Raw genomic sequence first — 25,520 nt, 5'->3', positions numbered from 1 at the left:
CTATTTTTGTAAAAATTATTCTGATGCAAAAGTTATTCACTTTCCTTCTTATTTTTTGTTTTTTGGTATCAAACGCTCAAGATAAAACAGCTGAAACTTCTAAGGAGTTTCAAGAAAATCTTAATTTAGACTATGCCGATAGAGATAAAAGTCCATTAACGGAAGAAGATTTAAAAAGTTTTAAGTCTTTAGATTTCTTTCCAATAAGTGATAAATATATTGTTGAGGCAACTTTTGTGAGAACAAAAAAAGAGAAAGTTTTTAAAATGAAAACGTCAACAGATCGTTTGCCTTTGTATAAAAAATACGGAGAATTACATTTTAAAATTGATGGAGTTGATTGTAAGTTGAATGTCTATCAAAATATTGATTTAATTAAAAAACCAGGTTTTGATGATTATTTATTTCTACCATTTTCCGATTTGACTTCGGGAAAAGAGAGCTACATTGGTGGTCGCTATGTAGATTTAAGAATTCAAAAAGGCAAACTTTGGACGATTGATTTCAATAAAGCTTACAATCCTTATTGTGCTTATAATCATAAATATTCTTGTCCGATTGTTCCTTTGGAAAATGATTTGAATGTGGAGATTTTGGCAGGAGTTAAGAAGTTTCATGATTAATGAAGTATTTCAATTTACATACGCACAAATTCACAAATTCATCTGATATTTTAGAATTGGTAAATCAATATCCTTGGGAATTTGATGCTACCATTCCAAACTATTCTATAGGAATTCATCCTTGGTACATTGATGAAAATCGTTTAGAAAATGACTTGAAAACTATTGAAGAAAAACTTCAACTAAAGGAATGTTTAGCTCTAGGTGAATGTGGATTAGACAAGCGAATTGAAATTCCGTTGGCATTACAAATTGAAGTTTTTGAAAAGCAAATTGAATTGGCAGAAAAATATCAAAAACCTTTAGTTTTGCACTTAGTTGCAGCTTTTGATGAATTGATTGAAATTAAAAAGCGATTGAAAATAAATGTTCCGATTGTAATTCACGGATTTTCTAAAAAGGAACAAGTTGCAAAGCAATTGATAGACAACGGATTCTATCTTTCTTTTGGGAAATATTTATTAAGAAATCCCGACTTGGAAACTGTTTTTAAATCTGTTCCTAATGATAGATTTTTCCTCGAAACAGATACTATCGAAGAAACCTTAGATGAAGTTTATATTTTAGCAGCAAAATACAAAAACATAAAAATTGAAGATTTGATTGAAATTTTGAATGTAAATTTTAATACGGTTTTCAAACAAACTTAAACTTTTAAACCTTAAACAATTTAAACTAAAAAAGAATGGCAAAGTGGCAAGAAAGAGCAGAATTACTATTCAAAGCAGAAGGTATAAATAATTTGAAAAACGCTAATGTTTTAGTTGTGGGACTTGGCGGAGTTGGTTCTTTTGCAGCCGAGTTTTTAGCTCGTGCAGGCGTTGGAAAAATGACAATCGTTGATGGCGATGTTGTTGATATAACTAATATTAATAGACAATTACCAGCCTTACATTCAACGGTTGGTTTGCCTAAAGTAGAATTAATGGCATCAAGATTATCGGATATTAATCCTGAATTACAATTAACTTCAATAAAAGAGTTCTTATCTCCAGAAAGAGCAACAGAAATAGTAACTCCTGACTTTGATTATGTTCTTGATTGTATCGATAGTATTACTCCAAAATTGAATATGATTGTTTCTGCCAAACGAAAAGGTGTAAAAGTAATTAGTAATATGGGCGCTGGTGGAAAATATGAAGCTTCAAAAGTAAGAGTCACTGATATTAGTAAAACAAATTATTGTCCATTAGCAAAAGTAGTTCGTAAGCGACTTAAAAAAGAAGGAATTTCTAAAGGTATAAAAGTAGTTTATTCTTATGAATGTCCAGATGAAAGCAGTTTGAAGATGACAGATGGAACTAATTTTAAAAAATCCTTTTATGGAACAAACAGTTGGATGCCATGTCTTTTTGGACTTCATGCTGCCGAAACTGTAGTGAAATATTTGATAAAAAAAGAGTTGTAAAATTGTATACTGTATACTGTAAATTGTATACTGAACAAAGCATTATACAATATACAACTTTACAATATACAATAAAAAAACATGATAAAAACAGTAATTTTCGATATGGATGGCGTAATTGTAGACACAGAACCTGTGCATCATTATGCTTATAACGAACATTTTAAACAATTGAATATAGAAATTACTCCAGAAATCTATGCATCCTTTACAGGAAATTCAACCAAAAATATCTTTGAAAAATTGAAAGCACATTTTAATTTGGAGCAAGATGTTCAAATACTTGTAGAAACCAAACGCAATTTATTCAATGATGCTTTCGATAAAAAGGAAGATTTATATTTATTGGATGGAGTGGAGGAATTGATAAAAGAATTGCATCAAAATGGAATGCAATTGGTTTTAGCATCTTCATCGGCAAAAGTTACTATAAATAGGATTTTCAATCGATTTGATTTGCATCAATATTTCACACATATTGTATCAGGAGAAGATTTTCCGAAATCGAAACCACATCCAGCTATATTTGAACATGCTGCTTTTTTATCAGAAACTCCAAGAGAAAATTGCATAGTAATTGAAGACAGTACTAACGGAATTTTAGCTGCAAAAGCTGCCGGTATTTATTGTATTGGTTATGATAGCGTCAATTCAAAAATGCAAGATTATTCTAAAGCAGATGAAGTAATCAGTCATTTTAGTGAGTTGAGTTTTGAGAGGATTAGAATGATTTCGATTTAGAATTCATTGTGAGCTAAAATGCTAACCCACAGCTTCTTTATAAACTCTCAGACATCTTTCTCTAGCTTCTTTATGATCTACAACTGGGCTCGGATAATACTGAGTTTCTAGTTCAGGAATCCATTTTTTGATGTATTTCAACTCTTTATCAAACTTTTTGATTTGCTCAGTAGGATTAAATATTCTAAAATACGGAGCAGCATCAACACCACTTCCAGCTGCCCATTGCCAATTACCAACATTACTTGCTTGTTCGTAATCTAAAAGTTTTGTTGCAAAATAGGTTTCACCCCAACGCCAATCTATCAATAAGTGTTTACACAGAAAACTAGCCACAATCATTCGCACTCGATTGTGCATGTGACCTGTTGCGTTTAGCTCTCGCATTCCAGCATCAACAAACGGATAGCCGGTTTTTCCTTCACACCATTTTTTAAATAAAACTTCGTTGTTTTCCCATTTAACTTCATCATATTTTGGTCGGAAACTTGATTTGTTAGTGTGTGGAAAATGCCATAAAATTTGCATAAAAAATTCTCTCCAAATCAATTCTTTTAAAAAGGTTTCGTTTTTACTTAGCAAAGCTTTAGTAACCATTTTTCTGATAGAAACTGCTCCAAATCTGAGATAAATTCCTAGATAAGAAGTTTTGTTTAAAGCAGGAAAATTGCGTGTTGCTTCGTAATTATCGATTAAGGAATTTGAAATGTCAAAAGAAGAAACTTTTATAGATGAAGTTTCAAAACCAATGTCAGCTAAACTCAAAAAAGGATAGGAGTGAAGTGTAATTTTCTCCAAAAAATCTTCTGAATTATAATTGATTAATTGGATTTTTTTGAAGTTTTCTTTCCACTTATTCGAATATGGAGTGTAAACAACATAAGGAGTTCCATCGTCTTTTACAACTTCGCTTTTTTCAAAAATAACTTGGTCTTTGCTAGTTTTGAAGTCAATATTATGTTCTTTAAAAAGATGATACAAATCTAAGTCACGCTTACGAGCATAAGGTTCGTAATCATGATTGGTAAAAACTGATTTGATATCATTTTCAGAAATCAACTTTTGATATACTTCCAATGGAGTTCCATGAAAAACAGCTAACGATTTGCCGATTTCCTTCAGTTGGCTTTGGATGTTTTCTAACTGCTGATGAATAAAAGTTACACGAGCATCGTCTTTTGGAAGTTGAGAAAGTATGGCTTCATCAAAGATGAAAATTGGCAGCACTTCTTCACCACTATTTAAAGCATGAAAAAGTCCAACATTATCGTCTAATCGTAAATCTCTTCTAAACCAAAATATGTTCATTCGAATGTTTATTGTTGCTAGTTTATTGTTATCCGTTAACTAATAAAGTTGACATTCCACCATCTACATGGAAGATTTGTCCGGAAATCCAACTGCTTTTTTCACTTAATAAAAAACTTGCCATTTGAGCCATATCTTCAGAGGTTCCAACTCTTTTTAAAGGATGACGTTGTGCTGATTTTTCTTTTTTATCATCGTTACTCAAAAACTTTTCAGCCAATGGCGTATCTGTTAATGAAGGTGCAATTACATTGATTCTAATTTTTGGAGCATATTCTGCTGCTAATGCTTTTGCAAATCCTTCAATAGCACCTTTTGCGGCTGCAACACTTGTGTGAAAAGGTATTCCCATGCTAGCAGCAACTGAACTAAAAAGAACAATACTAGATTGATTGGAAGCAGTCAAATTTGGTAAAACCGATTGGATTACTTTCACCAAACTTATAAAATTTATTTGTAAATCTTGTTCAAATGCTTCAGGTTTTAAACCTCGAAATGGACGTAAATTGATACTTCCAGGACAATATACTAAGCCATCAATTACTTCTGGTAGTTTAGAGGTGTCTAAAGTATCAGTTGTAGCATCAAATGGAATGTGCGTCACATGCATTTCCGAAATTTCTTCATTGGTTCTTGAAGCTACAAAAACCTTATTTTCATATTGTAATTCTTTTGCTATGGCTAATCCAATTCCATAGGAACCGCCAATTAGTAGTATATTTTTCATAATTATAATTTTGGAATTTGGAATTTATTATTTGGAATTTACACTGTCAAATTCTCCGAACATTTCAATTAATTTTTTTCTTCTGTATTCAAATATTTCATCAAGCTTTGGTTTAACCAAAAACGGATGAACAAGTTGACCCAAAATTCCCATTGGAACTTTATAATCAACAATATCTTCCATTTCAACACCACCTGGAATTTCTTTAATAAAATGTTTGTGATGCCATAAAGAGTAAGGACCAAAACGTTGTTCGTCTACAAAATACTGTTTGTCAACTACATGAGTGATTTCGGTTACCCATTTTGCAGGAATTCCTAAAACAGGTGTTACTATATATTGAATAATTTGTCCAGGAAACATTGGTCTGTCAGCACCAGAAAGGATTTTAAAACCCATATATTCTGGAGTTATTTTCTGTAAATTTTTTGGATCTGATAAAAGCGCCCAAGCTTCATCAATTGATATAGGAAGATTTTGTTTGGTATGTAATCTGTAAATTTTCATTTAAATTGTACTTTTAATTCGATGTAAAGGTAATAAATGTTTAACTATTTAAAATATTTGTTAAACAAAAAATAACATCATTTAAGTTTAAATTAACATTTGAAGCCGATACAATTTGTAATTTTGGAACTCTAAAACAAATAACATGAAAAAAATATTTCTTTTATTGGCAATTGCGATTGCTAATTTCGCTGTAGAAGCTCAGGTGAAAACACCACAACCAAGTCCGAAATCTGTTTTAAATCAATTAGTTGGTCTTACAGATGTAACTGTAGAATATTCTCGTCCTAGTGCAAAAGGAAGAGTAGTATTTGGTGATTTAGTTCCTTTTGGAAAATTATGGAGAACAGGTGCGAATGCTAATTCAACAGTTTCTTTTAGTGAAGATGTAGTTATAAATGGAACAACCGTTAAAAAAGGGAAGTATGCTATTTTCACTTTACCAAAAGCTGATATGTGGGAAATCATCCTTTACACAACTACAGATAATTGGGGTTTACCTGAAAATTATGATGTAAATAAAGTGGCAGTAAGTTTAAATGTTGACCCAGTTGTATTGAACAATAATGTTGAAACTTTTACAATTGGAATTAATAATTTGACCAATGATAGCGCAACTTTAGACATTTCATGGGAAAAAACTATGGTTTCAATGAAATTTGAAGTTCCTACACAAAAAGCTGCAATGGCAAGTATTGCTAAAGTTTTGGCTGGACCAACTGCTGGAGATTACTTTTCATCAGCACAATACTACTATCAATCTAATGGTGATTTGAATAAAGCTTTAGAATATGTAAACAAAGCTGTATCTATGGTAAAACCAGGTGAAGAAGCTCCATATTGGCACTTACGTTTAAAATCATTAATTCAAGGAAAACTTGGTGATAAAAAAGGTGCTATTGAAACAGCAAAGTTATCATTAGCTGGTGCTGAAAAAGATGGTAATGGAGATTACGTTAAAATGAATAACGACAGTATAAAAGAATGGAGTAAAAAATAATTTACTTTAAATATAAAAAAAAACGTCCCAAGAAATTGGGACGTTTTTTTATGCGGTGATTTCTATTGTATTCTTCTCTTTGAGAATAACTTGTGAAAGCATGGAGAGAAGAATTGTAAGCAAGGCACCAATAAAGTTAAGCCATAAGAAACTTACAACATCTAAATAGTATATGTAGAAAATTGTTAACTGACTTACAACAGCACTCCAAAAAATAGCTCTTGCTTTAACAAATTTGATATAAAATCCAACTAAAAATATTCCCAATACGGTACCATAAAAAATAGAACCTACTATGTTCACTAATTGGATTAAGTTTTCAAATAATGTTCCGATGCAAGCAAAAAGTATTGCGATTACACCCCAAAGTAGTGTAAAATATTTAGTGGCATTTACATAGTGCTTTTCGGATTTTTCACCTTTTACATTACGTTTGTACAAATCAATAGCTGTGGTTGAAGCCAATGCAGTTAGTCCAGAAGCAGAAGAAGACATAGCTGCAGATAATATTACAGCAAGTAATAATCCAATAAGTCCTTTTGGTAAATAATTTAGTATGAAATAGAGAAACACATAATCTTTATCATTAGTTTCTGCTTTTGGGTCGGCTTTGGCAATTAATTCTTTAGCTTGATCTCGCAAATCTTTCTCTTTTCCAGAAATTGCAACTAATTTGCTTCTCAAAATTGGGTTGTCATAATTTTGATTCAAGTGATCCATGTATAAAAGATTGTATTCCTTTTTCTCTTCTGTAAGTGCTTTTAGTTGGGTTTCTAAACCATGATATTGATCAGCATATTCTGATTTTTCAATGGCTATTTTATTGACAGGATTAAAGTTTAGTGGAACATCATTGAATTGGAAAAACACGAAAACCATTACTCCAGTTAGTAAAATAAAGAACTGCATAGGTACTTTTAGAAATCCATTCATAATCAAACCTTTCTGACTTTCTCTATCGGATTTTCCAGATAAATAGCGTCCAACTTGAGATTGGTCGGTTCCGAAATAGGATAACATCAGAAAGAAACCACCAGTTATTCCACTCCAAAAAGTATAACGAGTTTCTGGGTCAAATGAGAAATCTACAATATTCATTTTGTCATTTGCTCCAGCAATATGCATTGCATTACTGAAAGTCATTTCGTTGGGTAACATGTGTAAGATTAGATAGAACGTAATGAACATTCCGCTCATAATGACAAACATTTGTTGTTTTTGAGTAACGTTTACTGCTTTAGTTCCTCCAGAAAAAGTGTAGATGATTACTAAAATTCCAATTATGATATTTAGTAAAGTTAGGTTCCAACCCAATAATGTTGATAGAATAATTGCTGGTGCATAAATAGTTAAACCAGTTCCTAAACCACGTTGAATAAGAAATAGAATAGAAGCCAAGGAACGCGTTTTTAAATCGAATCGTTGTTCTAAATATTCATAAGCAGTAAATACTTTTAATCGATGGTAAATAGGTATAAATGTGAAACATATTACTACCATCGCAATAGGTAAACCGAAGTAGAACTGCACGAAACCCATTCCGTCATGATAGGCTTGACCTGGTGTTGATAAAAATGTAATGGCACTGGCTTGTGTTGCCATGACAGAAAGACCAACGGTCCACCAATTGGTTTGTTTATTTCCTAAAATATAATCTTCTACGTTTTTACTTCCTTTGGTTTTGTATACTCCGTATATTACAATAAATAGGAGTGTTGCCGAAAGAATTATCCAGTCTATCTTTTGCATATTACGAGAAGATTTGCATTAGCATGAAAAAAATAATGATATAAATAGCGTTCATTACTAAAAGCCAAGTATAATTATTACTCCATTTATTGTGTTTTTTTGATTCCATAGTTATTTTCCGATTGCAATCATGTTAGCTAATAATCTAAACGCACCAGGAACGCCTTCTGGCAATTCTCTAAAGAAACTGATTCCTGTGTAAATGTAATTTCCTTTGCCATATTTTGCTACTAAAATAGCACCATCTTTAGCTTTTTCGCCTTTATCATTTGAAGAAATAATCGGCGTAAAATTAGCGTCCCATTCACTTGGATAATACAAACCATGTTCTTGTTTCCAACCTTTAAAATCCTCAGATGTTATTTTGTTTGGTATATTCAAAATAGGATGATTTGGGTTCAAAAATCGTACTTCTGCATTTTCTTCAGTAACTCTATCTCTTGAAATTTTTAACGGAAATGGTGCAATTTCTTTGGTAACCAAATCGTCAAGAGTATTGTATTGCACAATCATAGTTTTACCATTTTTAACAAAATCAAAAAGAATATTTTGTTTGAAACCTAGTGCAGTAACTACATTATAAGCACGAATTCCAGTCATAACTACATCGAAATTTTGAAGTTTTTCATTAGTAATGTCCTCAGGTTTTATAATGGAAACCTCGTATCCCATTTGCATCAAACTTTTCGGAACTTCATCGCCTGCGCCCATGATGTAAGCAATTTTTTCACCTTTAGTTTTGATGTTCAGTTTTATAGCTTTTGCTTCAGCAGGTTTTAAAACCATTTGTTTGTAAATGTGCGGATAATTGATGTCTATTTTTTCTTTATCATAAGTTTGTCCGTCAATAGTGATGATGCTTTTTAAAGTTACGTCTGATGCTTCTTTAGATGGAGTTACATTGAAAACTGCTAATTGCTCTTCACCTTTTTTAGTCAATGTAAATGGAATTGAAGATGGTGAAACTATCCAATTTTGTGGAACTTCTAGTTTTACCGAACCCGATATGTTTTCTTTACCAGCTTTTATTTTTACAACAACAGCTTTTTCTTTATTGTTCGGAAAAATATAAACTTTCTCTTGAATTGAGGATGTGGCAACCGGAACAATATCAAGTGGTTGATAGACTTCACCTTTTACATCATCATTGTATTTGTAGACTATATTTTTTTCAAAAGGAATTGTAACTCCATTTATTTCAATTAAAAAAGTTTCAGAAATCCTAGAAATAACATCAGGTTTTCCAATATTCCTTTGGTCATTAACAACATACATTCCTTCAGTCCCTTTTTCGTTTAGATAATATGGATTTGTGTATGGATCGTTGTTTTCCATTTCAACTTCAATATTGTCATTAACTACTTTATTAAATGGAAGCTCATTTTTTTTAGAATTATCGATACTAGAAATCCAATTCATTTTTACAGAACTTCTATTGATAACTTCTTGTTTTACTTTAGTTTTACTTCCTAAAGCAACTTCTTGAACATCGGCAACAGCTTCCAAATATAAACCTGCACAAGCGGCAATTATCTTTTTAATTTCTTCCGATTTTATAGTTTTCCAATGATTGTCTTCTAATTTTTGAATTAAATCATAGGCTTTTACCAATTCAGCAATACTTGCTTCAGGATTTTTGAAATCGAAATTCTTTTGTACGTTTTCTAAAATAATTCCAATAGCATTTCCACCTTTTACACGATTCCAAGTGGTGTCAATTCCTTCAAATAAATTGGTTTTATCATTCAATGATTCACCTTTTAGAAATTCTAAATATTCGTCTTCTTCGCCACGAGTTCCGGTATTTCCGAAACCTTGTGATTGATGACAACTTCTACTTAAAGCTGCAATTTCTTGATTGGATTTTCCAAATAGCTCGTAATAAACACCAATTTGCAATTTACTTAAATTGGATTTATCAGCTTTTTCAAATTTTTCTTTACTTCCGTAAAACCACCACGTTGTATTGAAAAAAATACGTTTTGGTTGCCAAGTACTGACATATTGCAACTGATTTGGAAAAATAGATTTATCATTAGTTTTATCAAAAGCTTCCAAACTCAACATTGCAGAAGCTGTGTGATGACCATGCGTAGTTCCTGGTGAACGATGATCAAATCGATTGATAATTACATCGGGTTGGAATTTTCTAATTACCCAAATTACGTCACTTAATACTTGTTCTTTATCCCAAATTTGTAAAGTTTCATCAGGAGTTTTAGAATAACCAAAATCGTTGGCACGAGAGAATAATTGTTCGCCACCATCAATTTTACGAGCTTCAATAAGTTCTTGCGTTCTAATAACTCCAAGCAATTCGCGTAGTTCAGGACCAATTAAGTTTTGTCCGCCATCGCCACGAGTTAAAGAAAGATATCCTGTACGAGCATTTTTTTCGTTTGATAAATAAGAAATTAAACGCGTATTTTCATCATCAGGATGTGCAGCGACATATAAAACTGAACCTAAGAAATTTAGTTTTTCAATTTGATGATAAATCTCTACAGCATTAGGTTTTTGAGGTCGTTGTCCAAAAACAATGAAAGAGGAAAGAAGGAATAGAAAAGAGTAATATTTCTGCATTGTTTACTATTATTTTGCAATAGCATCAAATGTAGCAATAAATATAAAGTGAAGTTTTATTTTTTAAAAATTTGGAATTTCTTTAACAAAAAAAAAGCAACATAATGAAACATTGCTTTTGATTTGATTTCTAATCTTTTTTGTTTTTTCCTTTTTTAGGATTCTTTTTTCGATCCTTATTTTTTTCCTTTTTCACAACATAAACTTTGGTTGAATGTGCTTTTTTAGGATATTTTATTTTATGATTTTTGTGAAACTTATATGGTGAAGTTCCTCTGTAATCTGTTAAATAAATGATATTTCCACCTCTCAAATTATAATTTCTATATCTGTATGGTAATGAAGTAGCACGTATCCATTTACCATTTTTTATGTAAATAAACCGAGCATATGGTACATCGTAATATGCATCAATATCAGGCAAATAATAATATTGAGTTTCAACTCTATTTGCTGGTGCCCATTCAGGAGGAGTTCCAAAAGTAATTTTTACTTCGGTTTGACCTTGAATAGTACTAGTTGCAATAAGCAGTAAACTAAAAAGAAATAGTTTTAATTTCATCTTACTTATAGCAATAAAATTAATAACAGAACAATGATAATTATAGCACCAATTGATAGGTAAACGCCATTACCGGTTGATTTTAAAGTTTTTTTAATTGCTTTAACTTCTTTTCTAAGTTCTTTTTTTTCTGTAGAATTTAGATTGGACTTGTCCATTTTTTTAATTTCTTCCAATCTATTTAGTAGTAGTTTTACTTCAGCAGGGACTTCTTTTGGATTGGATGATGATGTAGGAACCTTTTCATTAATTGCAAAAGAATTGGTTGGAAAGATGGTTACAGTTAGTAACAACATCATAGTGTAGAAAGTGAATTTTTTCATTTTGTTTCAATTTTAGTTAAACCTTATTTGTAGGTGTAAAATTGATTAAATGATTCGTTTAATGTGTTACATAAATTTTAATTAAAGTTATATATATCACATTTTTTTTGTCACAAATGTCCTGAATTTTTATGCTGATTAATGTAATTTAATTGATGTACTGCAACATAATTTCTGAAAAGATTTACTAAAGAATCGTAATATTTTTCTAGATTTTTCACATTCATTTTCGGATTGCTATCAATTGGAATTGTGATAGGCATTTCATTTAAGTACTTTGATAATTCAGGATAATTTTCTTGAATAACCATTGTAATTTTTAAAATTTTTGCATTGATTTCTTCTTCGGTTTCCATAAACTTTCATCACTTTTTATTGTAATGTAAATTTACACACTTTAATCCAAATAAGATGTTAAATAAGTATATACTTTTTCTGTAGGTAAACCAACAACATTAGTGTAAGAACCTTCAATTTTATGTATACCAATCAGACCAATCCATTCTTGAATTCCGTAGGCACCAGCTTTGTCAAATGGTTTGTAATTATCTAAATAGTAACGTATTGAATCATCAGATAATTCTCGAAAAGATACTTTTGTTATTTCAAAAATAGTTTCCGTTTTAGTAGTTGTTTTAAAACAAACCGATGTAATTACTTCGTGCGTTTGATTGGATAAAGATTTTAAAATTTGAAAAGCGTCGTCATAATCCTTTGGTTTGCCCAAAGCTTTGTCGTTTAACCAAACTAAAGTATCACTCGTAATCAAGATTTCGTTGTCTGCTAATTCACCTTCAAACGCTTTTGCTTTTAGTTCGGCAAGATAATTTGTAATTTCCTCAGCTTTTAGATTTTCAGGATAGATTTCTTCAATTTCTTTTAATCTAATTTCAAATTGTAAATCGAAATCTTTAAAAAATTGTTGACGTCGTGGTGAACCAGATGCTAAAATTATTTTATAGTCCTTAAGCATTGTATTTGATATTTAAAGTAACGACGGCGATTGATAAAATTCCGAAGAAAATAATCCATTTTAAAAGCGTACTAATTTTTTTGTAATCGTTGTTTTCTTTGGCGTTCCAAATTTGAACTAAACACATAATCATTGGAGCAACAACTAAAGCTAAAATGTAAGCTAATCCATAAAACAAGTTGTTTTCAAATAAATACGTTTTAGAGTAATACAATAAATACAAACTTGGCAGCAATAACAATATGAAAGCAATTATTTTAGTTTTTGCAACACCAATAACAATTGGTAAGGTTTTCATTTCTTGAAGAGTATCGCCTTTTACATCTTGAATGTCTTTAATTATTTCACGAACTAGATTGATAATGAAAGCAAACTTGGCATAATCTAAAAGGATACTAAAAGCCAAAGTCATTTGTTTTCGGTTGATATCAAATGTATTTGGAAAAATGTCAAACATTCCAATGATAATGACGCTAAAAGCCAGTAATAATGCAACTACAATATTTCCAACTAAAGCTATTTGTTTTAAAGTACTTGCATAAAAATAGAGTAGTGTAGCAATCAAAACAAAAACCACTGCAAAGTTAGGATGAGAAACAGAATTAGCTAAAATAAATCCACACGCAACTCCAGTTATAGTTAGTGAAGCATAAATAATATAAGCATTAGATTCAGAAATTGATTTTCCAATAATTGTTTTATTTGGTTTGTTTTCAGCATCAGTTTCTTGATCGAAAATATCGTTGATTACATAACCACCAGCAGCAATTAAAACAGTTGCTAAAATCAGCAAAGAATATTGCCAATACCAAAGTGAAAGCGGAATATTGATGAGTTCTAAATATCCAAATCGAATAATAAGTTGCATTAATGCTATTAAAAGAAGGTTTTGGTAACGTATTAGTTTTAGGAAGTTCATTTTTTTTGTATAATGTGTTTTTGTATAATGTATTGTTGTATAATGTATTGTTGTATTGTTGTATTGTTGTATAATGAATTTTAATTAACCTTTACCACGAAACTCGTAACTCGAAACCCGAAACTTGTAAATCGTTAATCGTGTTTTCCGTTGTAATACAAATGCCATTTTCCTTGTACTTTCATAACTTGTTCTATAACTTCTCTAACAGCGCCTTTTCCACCATTTTTGTGAGAAATGTATTTAGAAATCGCTTTGATTTCAGCAACAGCATCTTGCGGACAAGTTGGTAAGCCTACCAATTGCATCACATGATAATCAGGAATATCGTCTCCCATGTAAAGTACATTTTCTGGCTTGATATTGTATAATTCCGTGTATTCTTTAAAGGTTTCTACCTTGTTTGGTGATGCTAAATGAATGTCGGTAATTCCTAAATTTCTTAAGCGAATTCGAACACCTTCATTATTTCCACCAGAAATGATGCAAACATTATAACCACTTTCGATAGCAGCTTTCATGGCAAAACCATCACGAATATTCATAATTCTCAACATCTCACCATTTTGAGAAACGTGAACAGAATTATCGGTTAAAACACCATCAACATCAAAAATAAAGGTGTCAATTGTATTCATTATTTCTTTATAACTTTTTGCCATTATCGATAATAGATTTGGTTAGAATTTTATAGATATCTTTCTGATTTTCATCAGTTAATATTGCTAAATGCTTGTTTATTGTTGAAGTGTCATTTCGTTTTGCCGGACCAGTTTGTGCTTCATTTGGTTCCATTATTTGAACTTTTTTAGCAGTTTCTAAAATTAATGGTTTTAGAATTTCAAATGGTACTTTGTGTTCGATACAAATATCACTTCCTATTTTATATAAGTGATTTACAAAATTGGAAACAAAAACCGCAGCAACATGTAAAGATTTTCGCTGTTCCGAATCAACATTGTAGACATGATCTGAAAGATTTTGAGCAACTTCAGTTAAAAGTTGTAAATCAGCTTCATTTTGAGCTTCGATGCAAAGTGGAACCGTTGTAAAATCGACTTCTTTTTTCTTGGATAAAGTTTGTAATGGATACAAAACGGCTTTTCTATTGTTGTCTGATAGTTCTTCCATAGCAACACTTCCTGAAGTATGTGCTACTAATTTATTAGAAAAAAATAAGGATTTTGAAACTGTTTGAATAGCATCATCAGAAACTGAAATAATATATAAATCAGCATTTTTTAACTTCGAAATGTCATTTGTAATTTTATCATAATCAATTAGATGCGAAACAGAATCAATATTTCGTACATACACTTGAGTCACTTCTAAAATTGTAGTTTTAGAAATGGCTTTTATTAAATGTTGTGCGACATTGCCCGAACCAATTATAGTAATTGAAATCATTCGGTAAAAATATTGAAAATATATTTTACTGCACCAGTAAAAATTAATATTCTCAACGTCTCTTAAAAATCCCTTAAAACCATGTTATAATTTTAAAAAAATCCACAATTTTAATTTACTTTTGTGACACTTTTTTAAAATCATTCCAAAAATCCTCATGGAAAAAATTAAATCTATACTTTTCTCAACACGTTTAATGGCTGTTCTATTTATTGGTTATGCTGTTGCAATGGCAGCTGGAACTTTTATTGAAAGCGCTTACAATACAGATACAGCTCGAGTAATTATTTATAATGCATGGTGGTTTGAAGCCATACACATTTTTTTCTTAATCAATTTCTTCGGAAATATTTCTAGATATCAATTGTGGAAAAAAGAGAAGTGGGCTACTTTATTATTACATCTTTCTTTTATTTTTATTATTATAGGTGCAGCAATTACCAGATATATAAGTTATGAAGGTATGATGCCAATTCGCGAAGGCGAAGCTTCTAATCAAATTTACTCTGATAAAAATTATCTTACTTATTTTGTAGATGGACAATATCAAGGAGAAATGAGAAGAAGAGTATTTGAACATCCATTATTGTTTTCTTCAGTGTCTCTTTCACCAATTGCAGATAATCATTTCAATTTTCAAGATAAATTCGATGAAACTTCTTTTGAGGTAGAATATGAAAAATTTATTCTTGATGCTAAAGAATCAATCAAAGAAACGCCAAACGGAAAGTTTCATTTAAAAATGGTTGAATCTGGTGGCGGTGAACGTCATGAACATTATTTGAAAGAAGGTGAAGTTCAAAATATTCACAATGTTTTATTTGCTCTAAATTCTTACACTAAAGGCGCAATCAACATCACAATTAAAGACGGAACAACCACAATTGAAGCTCCTTTTGAAGGAAATTTTATGCGAATGGCAGATAAATTTCAAGGAACAGTTGCTAAAGATGTAGTTCAACCGTTGATGTTTCGTTCACTATATAACATGGGAGGCGCACAATTTGTATTTCCAGATCAACCTATAAAAGGAGAAAAAGATTATAAACCAAGTGGTGATTATAAAGCAAAAAATGGTGAAGATGCTTTAGTACTTAAGGTAAAAACAGAAGGTCAAGAAAAGGAAATTACTTTAGTAGGTTCTAAAGGTAAGCAAGGTGTACCTCAAACAGTTAAAATTGGAAAATTAGAATTTACTTTTTTCTTTGGAAGTAAAGTTTACACATTGCCATTTAGTCTTAAATTAAATGACTTTATCGCACAACGTTATCCAGGAACTGAAAAAAGATATTCATCATTTGAAAGTAAAGTCACTGTAATTGACGGAAATGACAAATTTGACGCAAGAATTTTTATGAATAATATTTTGGACTACAAAGGATTTAGATTTTTTCAGGCCAACTTTGATCCAGATGAAAAAGGTACTGTCCTTTCTGTAAATCATGATTTTTGGGGTACCTTAATTACCTACATTGGTTATTTTATTTTATTCTTTGCAATGATGGCCATATTGTTTACAAAACATTCTCGTTTTACTGATTTGAAACGAAAGTTAGAAGTTATTAAAGATAAAAAGTCGAAATTAATTACCATTTTGGCATTAATGTTATCTTTTACTGGATTTTCTCAAAATCACAATAATCACGATGGTCACAATCATGGAAAAGAAAAAGTTCCTACAAAGAGTGCAAAATTTAATTATGTTGATTCTATTTTAAAATATAAAGTTTCTGAAAAACATGCCGCTCAATTTGGACGATTGGTAATTCAAGATGAAGGTGGAAGAATGAAACCAATCAATACGTTTTCATCAGAATTACTTAGAAAAGTTAGTAAGAAAGATACTTACGAAGATATGAATTCGGATCAAGTATTTGTTTCTATGACGCAGTTTCCTATTGCTTGGTATGAAGTTCCATTGGTTTATATAAAAAGTGGAAACGACAGTATTAGAAAAATTATCGGAATTGATAAAAAGGAAACCTATGCTTCATTAAAGTCATTTTTTGATGCCAAAGGAAATTATAAATTGTCACCTTATTTAGAATCGGCTTACAAGGCACAAGTTCCAAGTAAATTTGAGAAGGATTTTATAGAAACTGATAAAAAAGTAAATCTATTAAATACAGCTTTGAGTGGTCAAATCTTAAAAATATTTCCTGTACCAAATGATAAAAATAACAAATGGGCTTCCTATTTAGAAATAAATCATGCTACTGGAACATCGTTGGATACCATAAAAAATGCACTTCCGATTTACCTAGATGCTTTGATGAAATCTTCACAAGATGATAACTATACTATGGCTAATACTTTCTTAGTTGGTATGGAAAATTATCAAAAGAAAGAAGGTAAAGCAGTAAGGCCAAGCGATGACAAGATTGATTCTGAAATAATGTATAATAAATATGATATTTTCAAAAATCTCTATTATTTGTATATGCTTTGTGGTGTACTAATGTTGGTATTTACTATTGTAAACATCTTTTTTGAGAAGAAATCAATTCGAATAATCATCAATGCTTTTCATATATTAATAAGTATTTTATTTGGTTTACATACATTAGGATTAATCGCAAGATGGTATATATCAGGACACGCTCCATGGAGTGATGCCTATGAAAGTATGATTTATGTAGCTTGGGCAACGATGTTTTTTACCTTAGCATTCGATAGAAAGTCTAAATTAACGGTTGCTTCTGGAACCTTCGTAGCTTCTATGATTTTAATGATTGCTCACTGGAATTGGATGGATCCAGCGATTGCTAATTTACAACCGGTTTTGAATTCGTATTGGTTAATGATTCACGTAGCAGTTATTGTTGCAAGTTATGGGCCATTTACGCTAGGAATGATTTTAGGTGTTGTAGCTTTAGTATTGATGTTGTTCACCAACGAAAAGAACAAAGCCAAAATGAGTTTGAACATCAAAGAAATCACTTATATCAACGAAATGGCTTTAACCATAGGTTTAGTAATGCTAACCATTGGAAATTTCCTTGGCGGACAATGGGCAAATGAATCTTGGGGTAGATATTGGGGCTGGGATCCAAAAGAGACTTGGGCATTAATTAGTATTATGATTTATGCTTTTGTAATTCATGCTCGTTTCGTTCCTGCTTTACGCGGATTATGGATTTATAATTTGATGAGTGTAGTTGCTTTCTATTCAATCATGATGACTTATTTTGGAGTGAATTTCTATCTAACAGGTTTACATTCTTATGCGAGTGGAGATAAAGTTGTAACTCCAGTAGAGTTTTATTATTCGCTAGCAGGATTAACAATCTTAGCAACATTTGCCTATTTCAGATACAAAAAATTCTTAAAGAATTAGACATAAAAAAAGGTTCAACAATCAAGTTGAACCTTTTCTATTTTAAATTAGGGTTTAAAATAATTATACTTTTCCTAAAGTATATAATTGTTCCATTGTAGGCGTTTTACTTCCGCCAGCTGGTTCAAGAGTAATCCCGAAGGCTTCAGCATCAGAAGTTCCGCTAACAGCAAATAATTTTTCGTTGTTTCCTTTGAAATCTTCTAATAATCCAATGCTTGTTGGAGTTAAAGTAGGGCTCAATTTCAAAGACCATATTTGGTATACTTTTCCTTCAGGTGGCTCAGGCAATCCTTTTGCATCTACATAAACTGTTGAAGTTTCTTTATTCCAATAGATTTTAGCAAATGAAGTAGGAGCAACCGTTTGTCCAGCCAAGTTTACAATTGTGTTTTTTTCGTCTCTAATAACATTCAACGCCGTTGCAGTTTCTTTGTTTTTTAATTCCAATTCAACTACCGATTTTTGAAGATTTGATTTTTCAGTTTCAATAGTGTTCAATTGTTGTGATGTTGAATTTAATTGGGTATATTGATATCCTACACCAACTAATAGTGCAATTGAAGCTGCCCATCCAAGATATTGTGACCAATTTGATTTTGGTTTCATATCAATTACTTTTCCATGTTTCAATTCTAATTTGGCTTTGATTTTTTCAAAATTTTCTGCAGATATGTTTGGAGAAAAACTGCTTGATAAATTTAGAATAGCTTTTTCAATTGAAATGATTTCTTGTCCTACAGCCGGATTGATCTTTGCCAATTCGCTAATTTCCTTAGTTTCGCTTTCGTTTAATAAACCATAAACGTAAAGTTCTAAGTTTCCTGATTCTATGTATTCTTGTGTGTTCATTATACTTGTAAATAAGTTCTTAAATCATTGATGCAATTTCTATTTTGTGTTTTAACAGTGCCAAGCGGAATTTCAAGTTCGTCAGAAGCTTCTTGTTGGGTGTATCCTTGAAAGAATAGCAATTCAATTAATTGGATGCACTTTGGTTTTAATTTTTTTACGAATTCTTGAATTCCAATCGTATCGATGCGATTGATTAACTTGTTGCTGTCGTCTAACAGATGTACGAAATTATCAGATGATAGGTTTTTTTGACTGTTGTTATATCCTTTAGAACGAAGTTTATCTATTGCTGTATTTCTTGCAATATTCAACATCCATGTATATAAGCGTCCTTTGGAATCATTATAAGATTCAATATTTTTCCAAATCTTTACAAATACTTCTTGTAGTACATCTTCGGCTTCATCAGTTTCTTTTACCAAGTTAGAAATTACTGCAAACAGACTTTTTGAGTACATATCATACATGATAGTAAACGCTCGGTCGTCTTTCTTTAAAATTAGCGGAATCAGTTGTTCTTGTGTCATAAGCTTTTGGGTTTGTTCAAAATTAATAAAATTATTTAGAGTAATTTTATCTACGTAAAGTGACAACTTATGGTTTTATAAAATGTAAAATTTAACATTTATTTATATATTGATAAGTGAACTACACCTAACTTTATTACGTAATTTTATAAAAAAATAAATAATTATGAAAACAAAATTTATAGCATTGTTATCCGTATTTATGCTTGTTAGTTGTAAAAATGAAGCACAAACAAATGCTAAATCTGAGTTGATTGCAAAAACTGAAACTATGAATAAAGAAAACATTTACCAATTTAAGGTTAAAGATTTAAGTGGCGATGAATTTGATTTTGCTTCTCTAAAAGGAAAGAAAATTCTAATTGTAAATACGGCTTCTAAATGTGGATTGACTCCTCAGTACAAAGACTTAGAGGCAATTTATGAAAAATACAAAGATAAAAATTTTGTAATTGTTGGATTTCCTGCCAATAATTTTGGAAAACAAGAACCTGGAACAAATGATGAAATTGGTGCTTTTTGTCAGAAAAATTATGGTGTAACTTTTCCTATGATGAGTAAGGTCTCTGTAAAAGGAAGTGATATGTGTGAATTGTATCAATTCTTAACTCAAAAATCTAGAAATGGTTTGCAAGACAGTCAAGTAGAATGGAATTTTCAAAAATATTTGATTAATGAAAATGGTGAATTAGAAAAAGTAGTTTCGCCACAAGTACTTCCTACAGATGCAGAAATTGTAGATTGGATTTCAAAATAAATAGAGAAAGAATAAAGCTAAATCCCTTTACCAGCAGTAAAGGGATTTTTTATGCGCAACGAATTAGTAGCTTCAAATAATTTTATTTACTTTTACACACCAAACAACCACTTCATTATGAGTCAAAAAATATTACTCACTGCAAAAGAAGTTAACATCATTCTACATCGTTTGGCTTGTCAGTTAATTGAGAAGCATCTTGATTTTTCTGAAACCGTTTTAATAGGTTTACAACCAAGAGGAAAGTTTCTGGCAGAGCGAATTAAGCAAATTTTAGAGCAAGAATACAAAGTAGCAAGCATTCAGCTTGGTTTTTTAGACATAACATTTTTTAGAGATGATTTTCGTCGAGGTGAAAAACCATTAGAAGCCAATAAAACCCAAATAGATTTTTTAGTAGAAAATAAAAAAGTGGTTTTCATTGATGATGTTTTGTATACAGGAAGAAGCATTAACGCAGCTTTAACCGCAATTCAATCGTTTGGAAGACCATCTGAAGTAGAACTATTGACTTTAATTGACAGAAGATTTAGTCGTCATTTACCAATTCAACCCGATTATAGAGGAAGGCAAGTAGATGCCATAAATAATGAAAAAGTGAAAGTTTGCTGGATTGAAAATGATGGTGAAGATGCTGTTTATTTGATTTAGAAAAAGTAATTACAACTACAACACAACTAACTATATAAATGAAAGAATTAAGTGTAAACCATTTATTAGGAATAAAATACCTTGTAAAAGAAGACATCGATTTGATTTTTGAAACGGCTGACCATTTTAAAGAAGTCATCAATCGACCAATTAAAAAAGTACCTTCTTTGAGAGATATTACTATTGCTAACATCTTTTTTGAAAACAGTACAAGAACAAAATTATCATTTGAATTAGCTCAGAAAAGACTTTCAGCAGACGTTATTAGTTTTTCAGCAGCACAATCATCTGTTAAAAAAGGTGAAACACTAATTGATACAGTAAACAATATTCTTTCAATGAAAGTGGATATGGTGGTGATGCGTCATGCCAATCCTGGAGCAGCTTATTTTTTATCTCAAAATGTTAAAGCAAGTATTGTAAATGCTGGTGATGGTGCTCATGAACATCCAACACAAGCTTTATTGGATAGTTTTTCGATTAGAGAAAAATTAGGTGAAGTTGCAGGAAAAAAAGTGGTTATTGTTGGTGATATTTTGCATTCGCGTGTAGCACTTTCAAATATTTATGCCTTGCAAATGCAAGGTGCCGAAGTAAAAGTGTGTGGACCAAAAACATTAATTCCAAAATATATTGAAAGTCTAGGAGTTTCTGTTGAACCTATTTTAAGAAAAGCTCTAGAATGGTGTGATGTTGCCAATATGCTTCGAGTTCAGAACGAACGTATGGATGTAAATTACTTTCCATCAACTAGAGAATATGCACAACAATATGGTGTCGATAAAGCGTTATTAGATTCGTTAAACAAAGAAATAGTAATCATGCACCCAGGACCAATAAATCGTGGAGTTGAAATTACTTCAGATGTAGCAGATTCTCAACAATCGGTTATTTTAGATCAAGTTGAAAATGGAGTTGCGATTAGAATGGCAGTGATTTATTTATTAGCTTCAAAAATAAAACAATAAATGAAAGTAGATCAAAAAGGGCATACAACGACCATAAAGGATACTCAAGGTAATGTAAATTCATTTCTTGAAAAAGTAACACATGAGCACAATAGTTTTAAATCTCAAAATTTAATTCTAGACATTACTCATGATAAAGAAGTTACTTTAAAGGATATTAAATTGTTTTCTGATTTATCAAAAGCTCACCAAAAAGGAAAGAAATCATTCGTAATTGTTGCCGATGGAATTGATTTTAATGCTGTCCCAACAAAGTTAATTGTTGTTCCTTCATTACAAGAAGCACACGATATTATTGAAATGGAAGAAATCGAACGCGATTTAGGATTTTAATCACCATTTGTCATTCCGAAGGAATCTCATCTTTTTAATCAATACAATATTTATGAAACTAGACAACAAGACAATATTATATATATACGTAGGAGTTTTATTTATTTTAACTTATTTATTTGCAAGCCGATTAATAACAAGTTTTAAAACTCAAGAATTTGATTATTTAAGACTTTCTGTAAATCTTGGATTATTAATTTATATTATAATTAAAGTAGTGAAGTTGGGTAAAATTGAGAATGATAAAACGGACAAGTTATAAGTTTAGAAATCCTTAAACATTTAAACTCATAAACTTCTAAACTATCAAATGAAACTTACTATATTAGGCTGTTACGCTGCTACTCCAAGAACCATTTCCAATCCAACATCTCAAGTTTTAGAAATTAAAAATCGTGTGTTTTTAATTGATTGTGCAGAAGGTACTCAAGTGCAATTGCGAAAAAGCAAAGTCAAGTTTTCTAAAATTAACCATATCTTTATTTCTCATCTTCATGGTGATCATTTTTATGGATTAGTTGGATTAATATCAACTTTTATGTTGCTCAACAGAGAAAGTGATTTAACCGTTTATGGCCCAAAAGGAATCAAAGAAATCATTCTACTTCAATTACGAGCTTCTGGTTCCTACACAGGTTATAATTTATATTTTCACGAATTAGAATCCAATGAATCTGAAACTATTTTTGAAGACGATAGAGTAGTAGTGAAGACCATTCCTCTTAACCATCGTATTTATACCAATGGATTTCTTTTTCAAGAAAAAAATATAGAGCGAAAGTTAAATGTAGAAGCCGTTGAAAATTATGAAATAGATAAAGTTTATTTCAATAAAATTAAATATGGTGGCGATATTACTTTAGATAACGGAACCATTATTCCAAATTCAGAACTAACTTTTGATCCACAAGTTGCTAAAAGCTATGCTTTTTGTAGTGATACTATGTACGATGAATCTATAATTCCACTTATTGAAAATGTAGATTATCTGTATCACGAAAGTACTTTTCTAGAAAGTGAAGCCCATCTTTCGGAACGAACTATGCATTCAACTGCTAAACAAGCCGCTACAATTGCTTTAAAAGCAAAAGTCAAACATCTAATACTTGGACATTATTCTACACGCTATGGCAACATAGAATACTTTAAAACCGAAGCTCAAACCATTTTTCCAAACGTTCTTCTGGCAGACGATGGAAGAGAATTTGAAATGGAGTAGGAGCGAATGGCTCGGTCATTATCAGAAAACCCTTTTCCTGCTGCAGGAACTCGCTTTTTTATATTGTTGCCTGAGGTTTTATGTTGATCCTGTCGAAATGCTCTCGAAGGCAACAATATAAAAAGAGCTCAAACAATTCCAGCATCAGGGCTAAATAGTAATTCATTTTAACATTTGTTTCCGTTTTAAGAACAAAATCTCAGTAACTTTGTATCTATAAAAGCAATTTATAGTACAATGAAAGATTTAAGCAATTACAGAAAATCCTACGAAAAAAGTGAACTTTTGGAAACTACTATTCCAGAAGATCCAATCAATTTATTTAATAGATGGTTCCATGAAACCGAAGATTTAGATGATGTTGATGAAGCCAATGCCATGACTATTTCTACTATTGGTGTTGATGGATTTCCTAAATCTAGAGTCGTACTACTTAAAAAGTTTAACGAAGAAGGTTTTATTTTCTACACTAATTATGATTCAGAAAAAGGTCAAGCCATAGCAAACAACCCAAATGTTTGTCTTTCTTTTTTTTGGCCAAGTATAGAACGTCAGGTAATAATTAAAGGTATTGCTGAAAAAACTCCTACCAATGTGTCTGACAATTATTTCGATTCTCGTCCTACAGGCAGCAAGCTTGGAGCTATTGCTTCTAACCAAAGTAGGGTAATTGCATCTAGACTTGTTTTAGAAGAGAAGTTAAGGGAATTAGAACAATATTATGACGGAAAAGAAATTCCAAGACCAACAAATTGGGGAGGATATTTAATTAGACCTCAAGAAGTTGAATTTTGGCAAGGTCGTCCTAATCGTCTTCATGATAGAATTAGATATCAATTGCAAGATGATTTTAACTGGAAAATTGAAAGACTTTCATCTTAATTGTAAGAAAAGTTCTTATTAAAAAATAAAAAAGATGCATTTCATCGATTTTATTTGTCAGTTTAACGACATAGTAGTAATATTGTATAACCAAATCAGAGAAAACGTTCATACAATATTAACATAAAGATTTTTGCCCCACATCTATCTTTAAAAAACTTAACCTACTATTATGAAAGCAAAACTACTAAGATTGTTTGTGCCAATGGCTTTGGTATTCACTATGATTTCTTGTTCACCAGATTCTAAAGAAGAAGGACAAGTTGAAGCGAAATTAATCACTGATTATAATTACACTCAAGATGAGTTAAAATTAGCTGAAGTAATCAATGATTATAGAGTAAATAAAGGTCTTAATGCTTTAGAAATTATTAACCACATTTCATATAAGTCTTTAGAGCATAATCAATACATGATTGACAATAATGTAGTTAATCATGATTATTTTGAAGAGCGTTCAAACAATATAATACAAGTTTTGGGTGCTGTAAAAGTTGGAGAAAATATTGCGTATAATTTTTCTACCCCAAATTCAGCTTTGTATGCATGGTTGCAAAGTCCTGGACACAAAGCTAATTTAGATGGAGATTATACTCACTTCGGAATATCTATTACAGTTAACCCTGCTACAGGTAAAAAGTATTACACTAATATGTTTATGAAAAAATAATTGATTTATAGTTTTGTTTAATTTTGAATAAACCATCTGTTTTCAGATGGTTTTTTTTATGTGTTTTTATCATTATTGTTAACACTTATCATGCAATAAAAGAAATAGTAATGAATAAATTTCACCAACGTTATTGGTCTTTTAAATGAATATACTATTTAAGTAACCGATGGGAAGGAAACATAATTGTAAAGAAGTTTTAGAAGGTTATTTAGATGTTACTTTCATCTTAGTTGCTTTCTTTTTTAGTTCCTTAAATGGTTTATAATTTACGTTATTATCAGTATTTGTTTGTAGTACATTAAATAAAGTATTTATGGTACAACCTTCAAATTGTTTACTTCATACAGGTAAGTAAGAGGTAAAAAAAGAACCGCTCAATTACTTGAACGGTTCCCAGGGTTTAAACAATTGTATATTAAATAATCTACAATTTAGTAATAATAAATTCAGATCTTCTGTTGGCTTGGTGTTGGTCTTCAGTACAACTT

General features: G+C 30.8%; 28 protein-coding genes. 14 read left to right on the top strand and 14 right to left on the bottom strand.

Translation table 11 applies throughout. The features are described 5' to 3' along the window. The first annotated feature begins 23 nt into the window (after positions 1 to 23). The 4 genes from ABD766_RS12970 (at position 24) to ABD766_RS12955 (ending at position 2,772) form a co-directional block, all read left to right on the top strand. Positions 24 to 623 (top strand): DUF1684 domain-containing protein, encoded by a 600-nt coding sequence (locus ABD766_RS12970; RefSeq protein WP_344817079.1) that lies wholly within the window; start codon positions 24 to 26, stop codon positions 621 to 623. After that, positions 623 to 1,273: a TatD family hydrolase gene (locus ABD766_RS12965; protein ID WP_344817078.1), complete on the top strand. Its 651-nt coding sequence runs from the start codon at positions 623 to 625 to the stop codon at positions 1,271 to 1,273. The genes ABD766_RS12970 and ABD766_RS12965 overlap by 1 nt, the downstream gene beginning before the upstream one ends. 35 nt (positions 1,274 to 1,308) lie before the next feature. Further along, entirely contained in the window at positions 1,309 to 2,031 is a 723-nt protein-coding gene (locus tag ABD766_RS12960; protein WP_344817077.1) for a tRNA threonylcarbamoyladenosine dehydratase, read from the top strand. A gap of 81 nt (positions 2,032 to 2,112) precedes the next feature. Beyond that, positions 2,113 to 2,772: an HAD family hydrolase gene (locus ABD766_RS12955; RefSeq protein ID WP_344817076.1), complete on the top strand. Its 660-nt coding sequence runs from the start codon at positions 2,113 to 2,115 to the stop codon at positions 2,770 to 2,772. 21 nt (positions 2,773 to 2,793) lie between these two features. On the opposite strand, the gene ABD766_RS12950 is transcribed toward ABD766_RS12955, so the two are convergent. The 3 genes from ABD766_RS12950 to ABD766_RS12940 are packed head-to-tail and all read right to left on the bottom strand — an operon-like array spanning position 2,794 to position 5,314. After that, positions 2,794 to 4,080, bottom strand: coding sequence for a cryptochrome/photolyase family protein (locus ABD766_RS12950; protein ID WP_344817075.1), 1,287 nt, complete (start codon positions 4,078 to 4,080; stop codon positions 2,794 to 2,796). 28 nt (positions 4,081 to 4,108) lie between these two features. After that, complete coding sequence (locus ABD766_RS12945) at positions 4,109 to 4,807, bottom strand: SDR family NAD(P)-dependent oxidoreductase (protein ID WP_344817074.1); 699 nt, start codon at positions 4,805 to 4,807, stop codon at positions 4,109 to 4,111. Positions 4,808 to 4,834: 27 nt separating this feature from the next. Continuing rightward, positions 4,835 to 5,314 carry an SRPBCC family protein gene (locus ABD766_RS12940; RefSeq protein ID WP_344817073.1) on the bottom strand — a complete coding sequence of 160 codons (480 nt, stop codon included), beginning with the start codon at positions 5,312 to 5,314 and terminating at the stop codon, positions 4,835 to 4,837. A gap of 145 nt (positions 5,315 to 5,459) precedes the next feature. On the opposite strand from ABD766_RS12940, the gene ABD766_RS12935 reads away from it, so the two are divergent. Next, complete coding sequence (locus ABD766_RS12935; protein WP_344817072.1) at positions 5,460 to 6,314, top strand: DUF2911 domain-containing protein; 855 nt, start codon at positions 5,460 to 5,462, stop codon at positions 6,312 to 6,314. 48 nt (positions 6,315 to 6,362) lie between these two features. Here the strand turns inward: ABD766_RS12935 and ABD766_RS12930 are convergent, their stop codons facing one another. From ABD766_RS12930 to ABD766_RS12890, 9 genes are all read right to left on the bottom strand, one after another. Further along, positions 6,363 to 8,063, bottom strand: coding sequence for a sodium:solute symporter family protein (locus ABD766_RS12930; protein ID WP_344817071.1), 1,701 nt, complete (start codon positions 8,061 to 8,063; stop codon positions 6,363 to 6,365). Positions 8,064 to 8,174: 111 nt separating this feature from the next. Continuing rightward, complete coding sequence (locus ABD766_RS12925) at positions 8,175 to 10,646, bottom strand: PIG-L family deacetylase (RefSeq protein WP_344817070.1); 2,472 nt, start codon at positions 10,644 to 10,646, stop codon at positions 8,175 to 8,177. Between the two features lie 130 nt (positions 10,647 to 10,776). Then, the gene (locus ABD766_RS12920; protein WP_344817069.1) at positions 10,777 to 11,208 is read right to left on the bottom strand and encodes a hypothetical protein; all 432 of its coding nucleotides are present in this window, start codon (positions 11,206 to 11,208) and stop codon (positions 10,777 to 10,779) included. Positions 11,209 to 11,213: 5 nt separating this feature from the next. Next, complete coding sequence (locus ABD766_RS12915; RefSeq protein ID WP_344817068.1) at positions 11,214 to 11,531, bottom strand: hypothetical protein; 318 nt, start codon at positions 11,529 to 11,531, stop codon at positions 11,214 to 11,216. A gap of 110 nt (positions 11,532 to 11,641) precedes the next feature. Further along, positions 11,642 to 11,887 (bottom strand): hypothetical protein, encoded by a 246-nt coding sequence (locus tag ABD766_RS12910; protein WP_344817067.1) that lies wholly within the window; start codon positions 11,885 to 11,887, stop codon positions 11,642 to 11,644. Positions 11,888 to 11,928: 41 nt separating this feature from the next. Further along, positions 11,929 to 12,504 carry a Maf-like protein gene (locus ABD766_RS12905; RefSeq protein ID WP_344817066.1) on the bottom strand — a complete coding sequence of 192 codons (576 nt, stop codon included), beginning with the start codon at positions 12,502 to 12,504 and terminating at the stop codon, positions 11,929 to 11,931. After that, positions 12,497 to 13,423 (bottom strand): geranylgeranylglycerol-phosphate geranylgeranyltransferase, encoded by a 927-nt coding sequence (locus ABD766_RS12900; RefSeq protein ID WP_344817065.1) that lies wholly within the window; start codon positions 13,421 to 13,423, stop codon positions 12,497 to 12,499. Before ABD766_RS12900 ends, ABD766_RS12905 begins: the two co-directional genes overlap by 8 nt. Before the next feature lie 134 nt (positions 13,424 to 13,557). Next, positions 13,558 to 14,085 (bottom strand): KdsC family phosphatase, encoded by a 528-nt coding sequence (locus ABD766_RS12895; RefSeq protein WP_344817064.1) that lies wholly within the window; start codon positions 14,083 to 14,085, stop codon positions 13,558 to 13,560. Next, a complete protein-coding gene (locus ABD766_RS12890) occupies positions 14,069 to 14,830 on the bottom strand; it encodes a Rossmann-like and DUF2520 domain-containing protein (RefSeq protein WP_344817063.1) in 762 nt (253 codons plus the stop codon). Before ABD766_RS12890 ends, ABD766_RS12895 begins: the two co-directional genes overlap by 17 nt. A 157-nt stretch (positions 14,831 to 14,987) precedes the next feature. Between ABD766_RS12890 and ABD766_RS12885 the strand changes: the two genes are divergently transcribed. Continuing rightward, positions 14,988 to 18,167 carry a cytochrome c biogenesis protein gene (locus ABD766_RS12885; RefSeq protein WP_344817062.1) on the top strand — a complete coding sequence of 1,060 codons (3,180 nt, stop codon included), beginning with the start codon at positions 14,988 to 14,990 and terminating at the stop codon, positions 18,165 to 18,167. A gap of 63 nt (positions 18,168 to 18,230) precedes the next feature. On the opposite strand, the gene ABD766_RS12880 is transcribed toward ABD766_RS12885, so the two are convergent. Both ABD766_RS12880 and ABD766_RS12875 read right to left on the bottom strand, forming a co-directional pair. After that, positions 18,231 to 19,019: an anti-sigma factor gene (locus tag ABD766_RS12880; protein WP_344817061.1), complete on the bottom strand. Its 789-nt coding sequence runs from the start codon at positions 19,017 to 19,019 to the stop codon at positions 18,231 to 18,233. Next, complete coding sequence (locus ABD766_RS12875; RefSeq protein ID WP_344817060.1) at positions 19,019 to 19,549, bottom strand: RNA polymerase sigma factor; 531 nt, start codon at positions 19,547 to 19,549, stop codon at positions 19,019 to 19,021. Before ABD766_RS12875 ends, ABD766_RS12880 begins: the two co-directional genes overlap by 1 nt. 166 nt (positions 19,550 to 19,715) lie before the next feature. Between ABD766_RS12875 and ABD766_RS12870 the strand changes: the two genes are divergently transcribed. From ABD766_RS12870 to ABD766_RS12835, 8 genes are all read left to right on the top strand, one after another. Then, complete coding sequence (locus tag ABD766_RS12870; RefSeq protein WP_344817059.1) at positions 19,716 to 20,306, top strand: glutathione peroxidase; 591 nt, start codon at positions 19,716 to 19,718, stop codon at positions 20,304 to 20,306. A 117-nt stretch (positions 20,307 to 20,423) separates the two neighbouring features. Continuing rightward, positions 20,424 to 20,957, top strand: a complete 534-nt coding sequence (gene pyrR, locus ABD766_RS12865) for a bifunctional pyr operon transcriptional regulator/uracil phosphoribosyltransferase PyrR (RefSeq protein ID WP_298309051.1) — start codon at positions 20,424 to 20,426, stop codon at positions 20,955 to 20,957. A 38-nt stretch (positions 20,958 to 20,995) separates the two neighbouring features. Then, positions 20,996 to 21,925 carry an aspartate carbamoyltransferase catalytic subunit gene (locus tag ABD766_RS12860; protein ID WP_344817058.1) on the top strand — a complete coding sequence of 310 codons (930 nt, stop codon included), beginning with the start codon at positions 20,996 to 20,998 and terminating at the stop codon, positions 21,923 to 21,925. Next, positions 21,926 to 22,258, top strand: coding sequence for a ribonuclease Z (locus tag ABD766_RS12855; RefSeq protein ID WP_344817057.1), 333 nt, complete (start codon positions 21,926 to 21,928; stop codon positions 22,256 to 22,258). Positions 22,259 to 22,310: 52 nt separating this feature from the next. Then, on the top strand, positions 22,311 to 22,520 hold the full coding sequence (locus ABD766_RS12850; RefSeq protein WP_344817056.1) for a hypothetical protein: 210 nt from the start codon (positions 22,311 to 22,313) through the stop codon (positions 22,518 to 22,520). Positions 22,521 to 22,568: 48 nt separating this feature from the next. After that, the gene (locus ABD766_RS12845) at positions 22,569 to 23,477 is read left to right on the top strand and encodes a ribonuclease Z (RefSeq protein WP_344817055.1); all 909 of its coding nucleotides are present in this window, start codon (positions 22,569 to 22,571) and stop codon (positions 23,475 to 23,477) included. A gap of 237 nt (positions 23,478 to 23,714) precedes the next feature. After that, a complete protein-coding gene (pdxH, locus tag ABD766_RS12840; protein ID WP_344817054.1) occupies positions 23,715 to 24,359 on the top strand; it encodes a pyridoxamine 5'-phosphate oxidase in 645 nt (214 codons plus the stop codon). 172 nt (positions 24,360 to 24,531) lie between these two features. Then, positions 24,532 to 25,029 carry a CAP domain-containing protein gene (locus ABD766_RS12835; RefSeq protein WP_344817053.1) on the top strand — a complete coding sequence of 166 codons (498 nt, stop codon included), beginning with the start codon at positions 24,532 to 24,534 and terminating at the stop codon, positions 25,027 to 25,029. Positions 25,030 to 25,520: the final 491 nt, after the last annotated feature.

Origin of the sequence: Flavobacterium cheonanense, assembly GCF_039539185.1 — a bacterium.
Taxonomy (GTDB): domain Bacteria; phylum Bacteroidota; class Bacteroidia; order Flavobacteriales; family Flavobacteriaceae; genus Flavobacterium; species Flavobacterium cheonanense.
This window is presented reverse-complemented; position numbering and strand designations above follow the sequence as displayed.

Bases quoted from the DNA above. Each gene is read 5' to 3' on its own strand.
- ABD766_RS12970 (WP_344817079.1), top strand. From the start codon at position 24: ATGCAAAAGTTATTCACTTTCCTTCTTATTTTTTGTTTTTTGGTATCA.
- ABD766_RS12965 (WP_344817078.1), top strand. From the start codon at position 623: ATGAAGTATTTCAATTTACATACGCACAAATTCACAAATTCATCTGAT.
- ABD766_RS12960 (WP_344817077.1), top strand. From the start codon at position 1,309: ATGGCAAAGTGGCAAGAAAGAGCAGAATTACTATTCAAAGCAGAAGGT.
- ABD766_RS12955 (WP_344817076.1), top strand. From the start codon at position 2,113: ATGATAAAAACAGTAATTTTCGATATGGATGGCGTAATTGTAGACACA.
- ABD766_RS12950 (WP_344817075.1), bottom strand. From the start codon at position 4,080: ATGAACATATTTTGGTTTAGAAGAGATTTACGATTAGACGATAATGTT.
- ABD766_RS12945 (WP_344817074.1), bottom strand. From the start codon at position 4,807: ATGAAAAATATACTACTAATTGGCGGTTCCTATGGAATTGGATTAGCC.
- ABD766_RS12940 (WP_344817073.1), bottom strand. From the start codon at position 5,314: ATGAAAATTTACAGATTACATACCAAACAAAATCTTCCTATATCAATT.
- ABD766_RS12935 (WP_344817072.1), top strand. From the start codon at position 5,460: ATGAAAAAAATATTTCTTTTATTGGCAATTGCGATTGCTAATTTCGCT.
- ABD766_RS12930 (WP_344817071.1), bottom strand. From the start codon at position 8,063: ATGCAAAAGATAGACTGGATAATTCTTTCGGCAACACTCCTATTTATT.
- ABD766_RS12925 (WP_344817070.1), bottom strand. From the start codon at position 10,646: ATGCAGAAATATTACTCTTTTCTATTCCTTCTTTCCTCTTTCATTGTT.
- ABD766_RS12920 (WP_344817069.1), bottom strand. From the start codon at position 11,208: ATGAAATTAAAACTATTTCTTTTTAGTTTACTGCTTATTGCAACTAGT.
- ABD766_RS12915 (WP_344817068.1), bottom strand. From the start codon at position 11,531: ATGAAAAAATTCACTTTCTACACTATGATGTTGTTACTAACTGTAACC.
- ABD766_RS12910 (WP_344817067.1), bottom strand. From the start codon at position 11,887: ATGGAAACCGAAGAAGAAATCAATGCAAAAATTTTAAAAATTACAATG.
- ABD766_RS12905 (WP_344817066.1), bottom strand. From the start codon at position 12,504: ATGCTTAAGGACTATAAAATAATTTTAGCATCTGGTTCACCACGACGT.
- ABD766_RS12900 (WP_344817065.1), bottom strand. From the start codon at position 13,423: ATGAACTTCCTAAAACTAATACGTTACCAAAACCTTCTTTTAATAGCA.
- ABD766_RS12895 (WP_344817064.1), bottom strand. From the start codon at position 14,085: ATGGCAAAAAGTTATAAAGAAATAATGAATACAATTGACACCTTTATT.
- ABD766_RS12890 (WP_344817063.1), bottom strand. From the start codon at position 14,830: ATGATTTCAATTACTATAATTGGTTCGGGCAATGTCGCACAACATTTA.
- ABD766_RS12885 (WP_344817062.1), top strand. From the start codon at position 14,988: ATGGAAAAAATTAAATCTATACTTTTCTCAACACGTTTAATGGCTGTT.
- ABD766_RS12880 (WP_344817061.1), bottom strand. From the start codon at position 19,019: ATGAACACACAAGAATACATAGAATCAGGAAACTTAGAACTTTACGTT.
- ABD766_RS12875 (WP_344817060.1), bottom strand. From the start codon at position 19,549: ATGACACAAGAACAACTGATTCCGCTAATTTTAAAGAAAGACGACCGA.
- ABD766_RS12870 (WP_344817059.1), top strand. From the start codon at position 19,716: ATGAAAACAAAATTTATAGCATTGTTATCCGTATTTATGCTTGTTAGT.
- pyrR (WP_298309051.1), top strand. From the start codon at position 20,424: ATGAGTCAAAAAATATTACTCACTGCAAAAGAAGTTAACATCATTCTA.
- ABD766_RS12860 (WP_344817058.1), top strand. From the start codon at position 20,996: ATGAAAGAATTAAGTGTAAACCATTTATTAGGAATAAAATACCTTGTA.
- ABD766_RS12855 (WP_344817057.1), top strand. From the start codon at position 21,926: ATGAAAGTAGATCAAAAAGGGCATACAACGACCATAAAGGATACTCAA.
- ABD766_RS12850 (WP_344817056.1), top strand. From the start codon at position 22,311: ATGAAACTAGACAACAAGACAATATTATATATATACGTAGGAGTTTTA.
- ABD766_RS12845 (WP_344817055.1), top strand. From the start codon at position 22,569: ATGAAACTTACTATATTAGGCTGTTACGCTGCTACTCCAAGAACCATT.
- pdxH (WP_344817054.1), top strand. From the start codon at position 23,715: ATGAAAGATTTAAGCAATTACAGAAAATCCTACGAAAAAAGTGAACTT.
- ABD766_RS12835 (WP_344817053.1), top strand. From the start codon at position 24,532: ATGAAAGCAAAACTACTAAGATTGTTTGTGCCAATGGCTTTGGTATTC.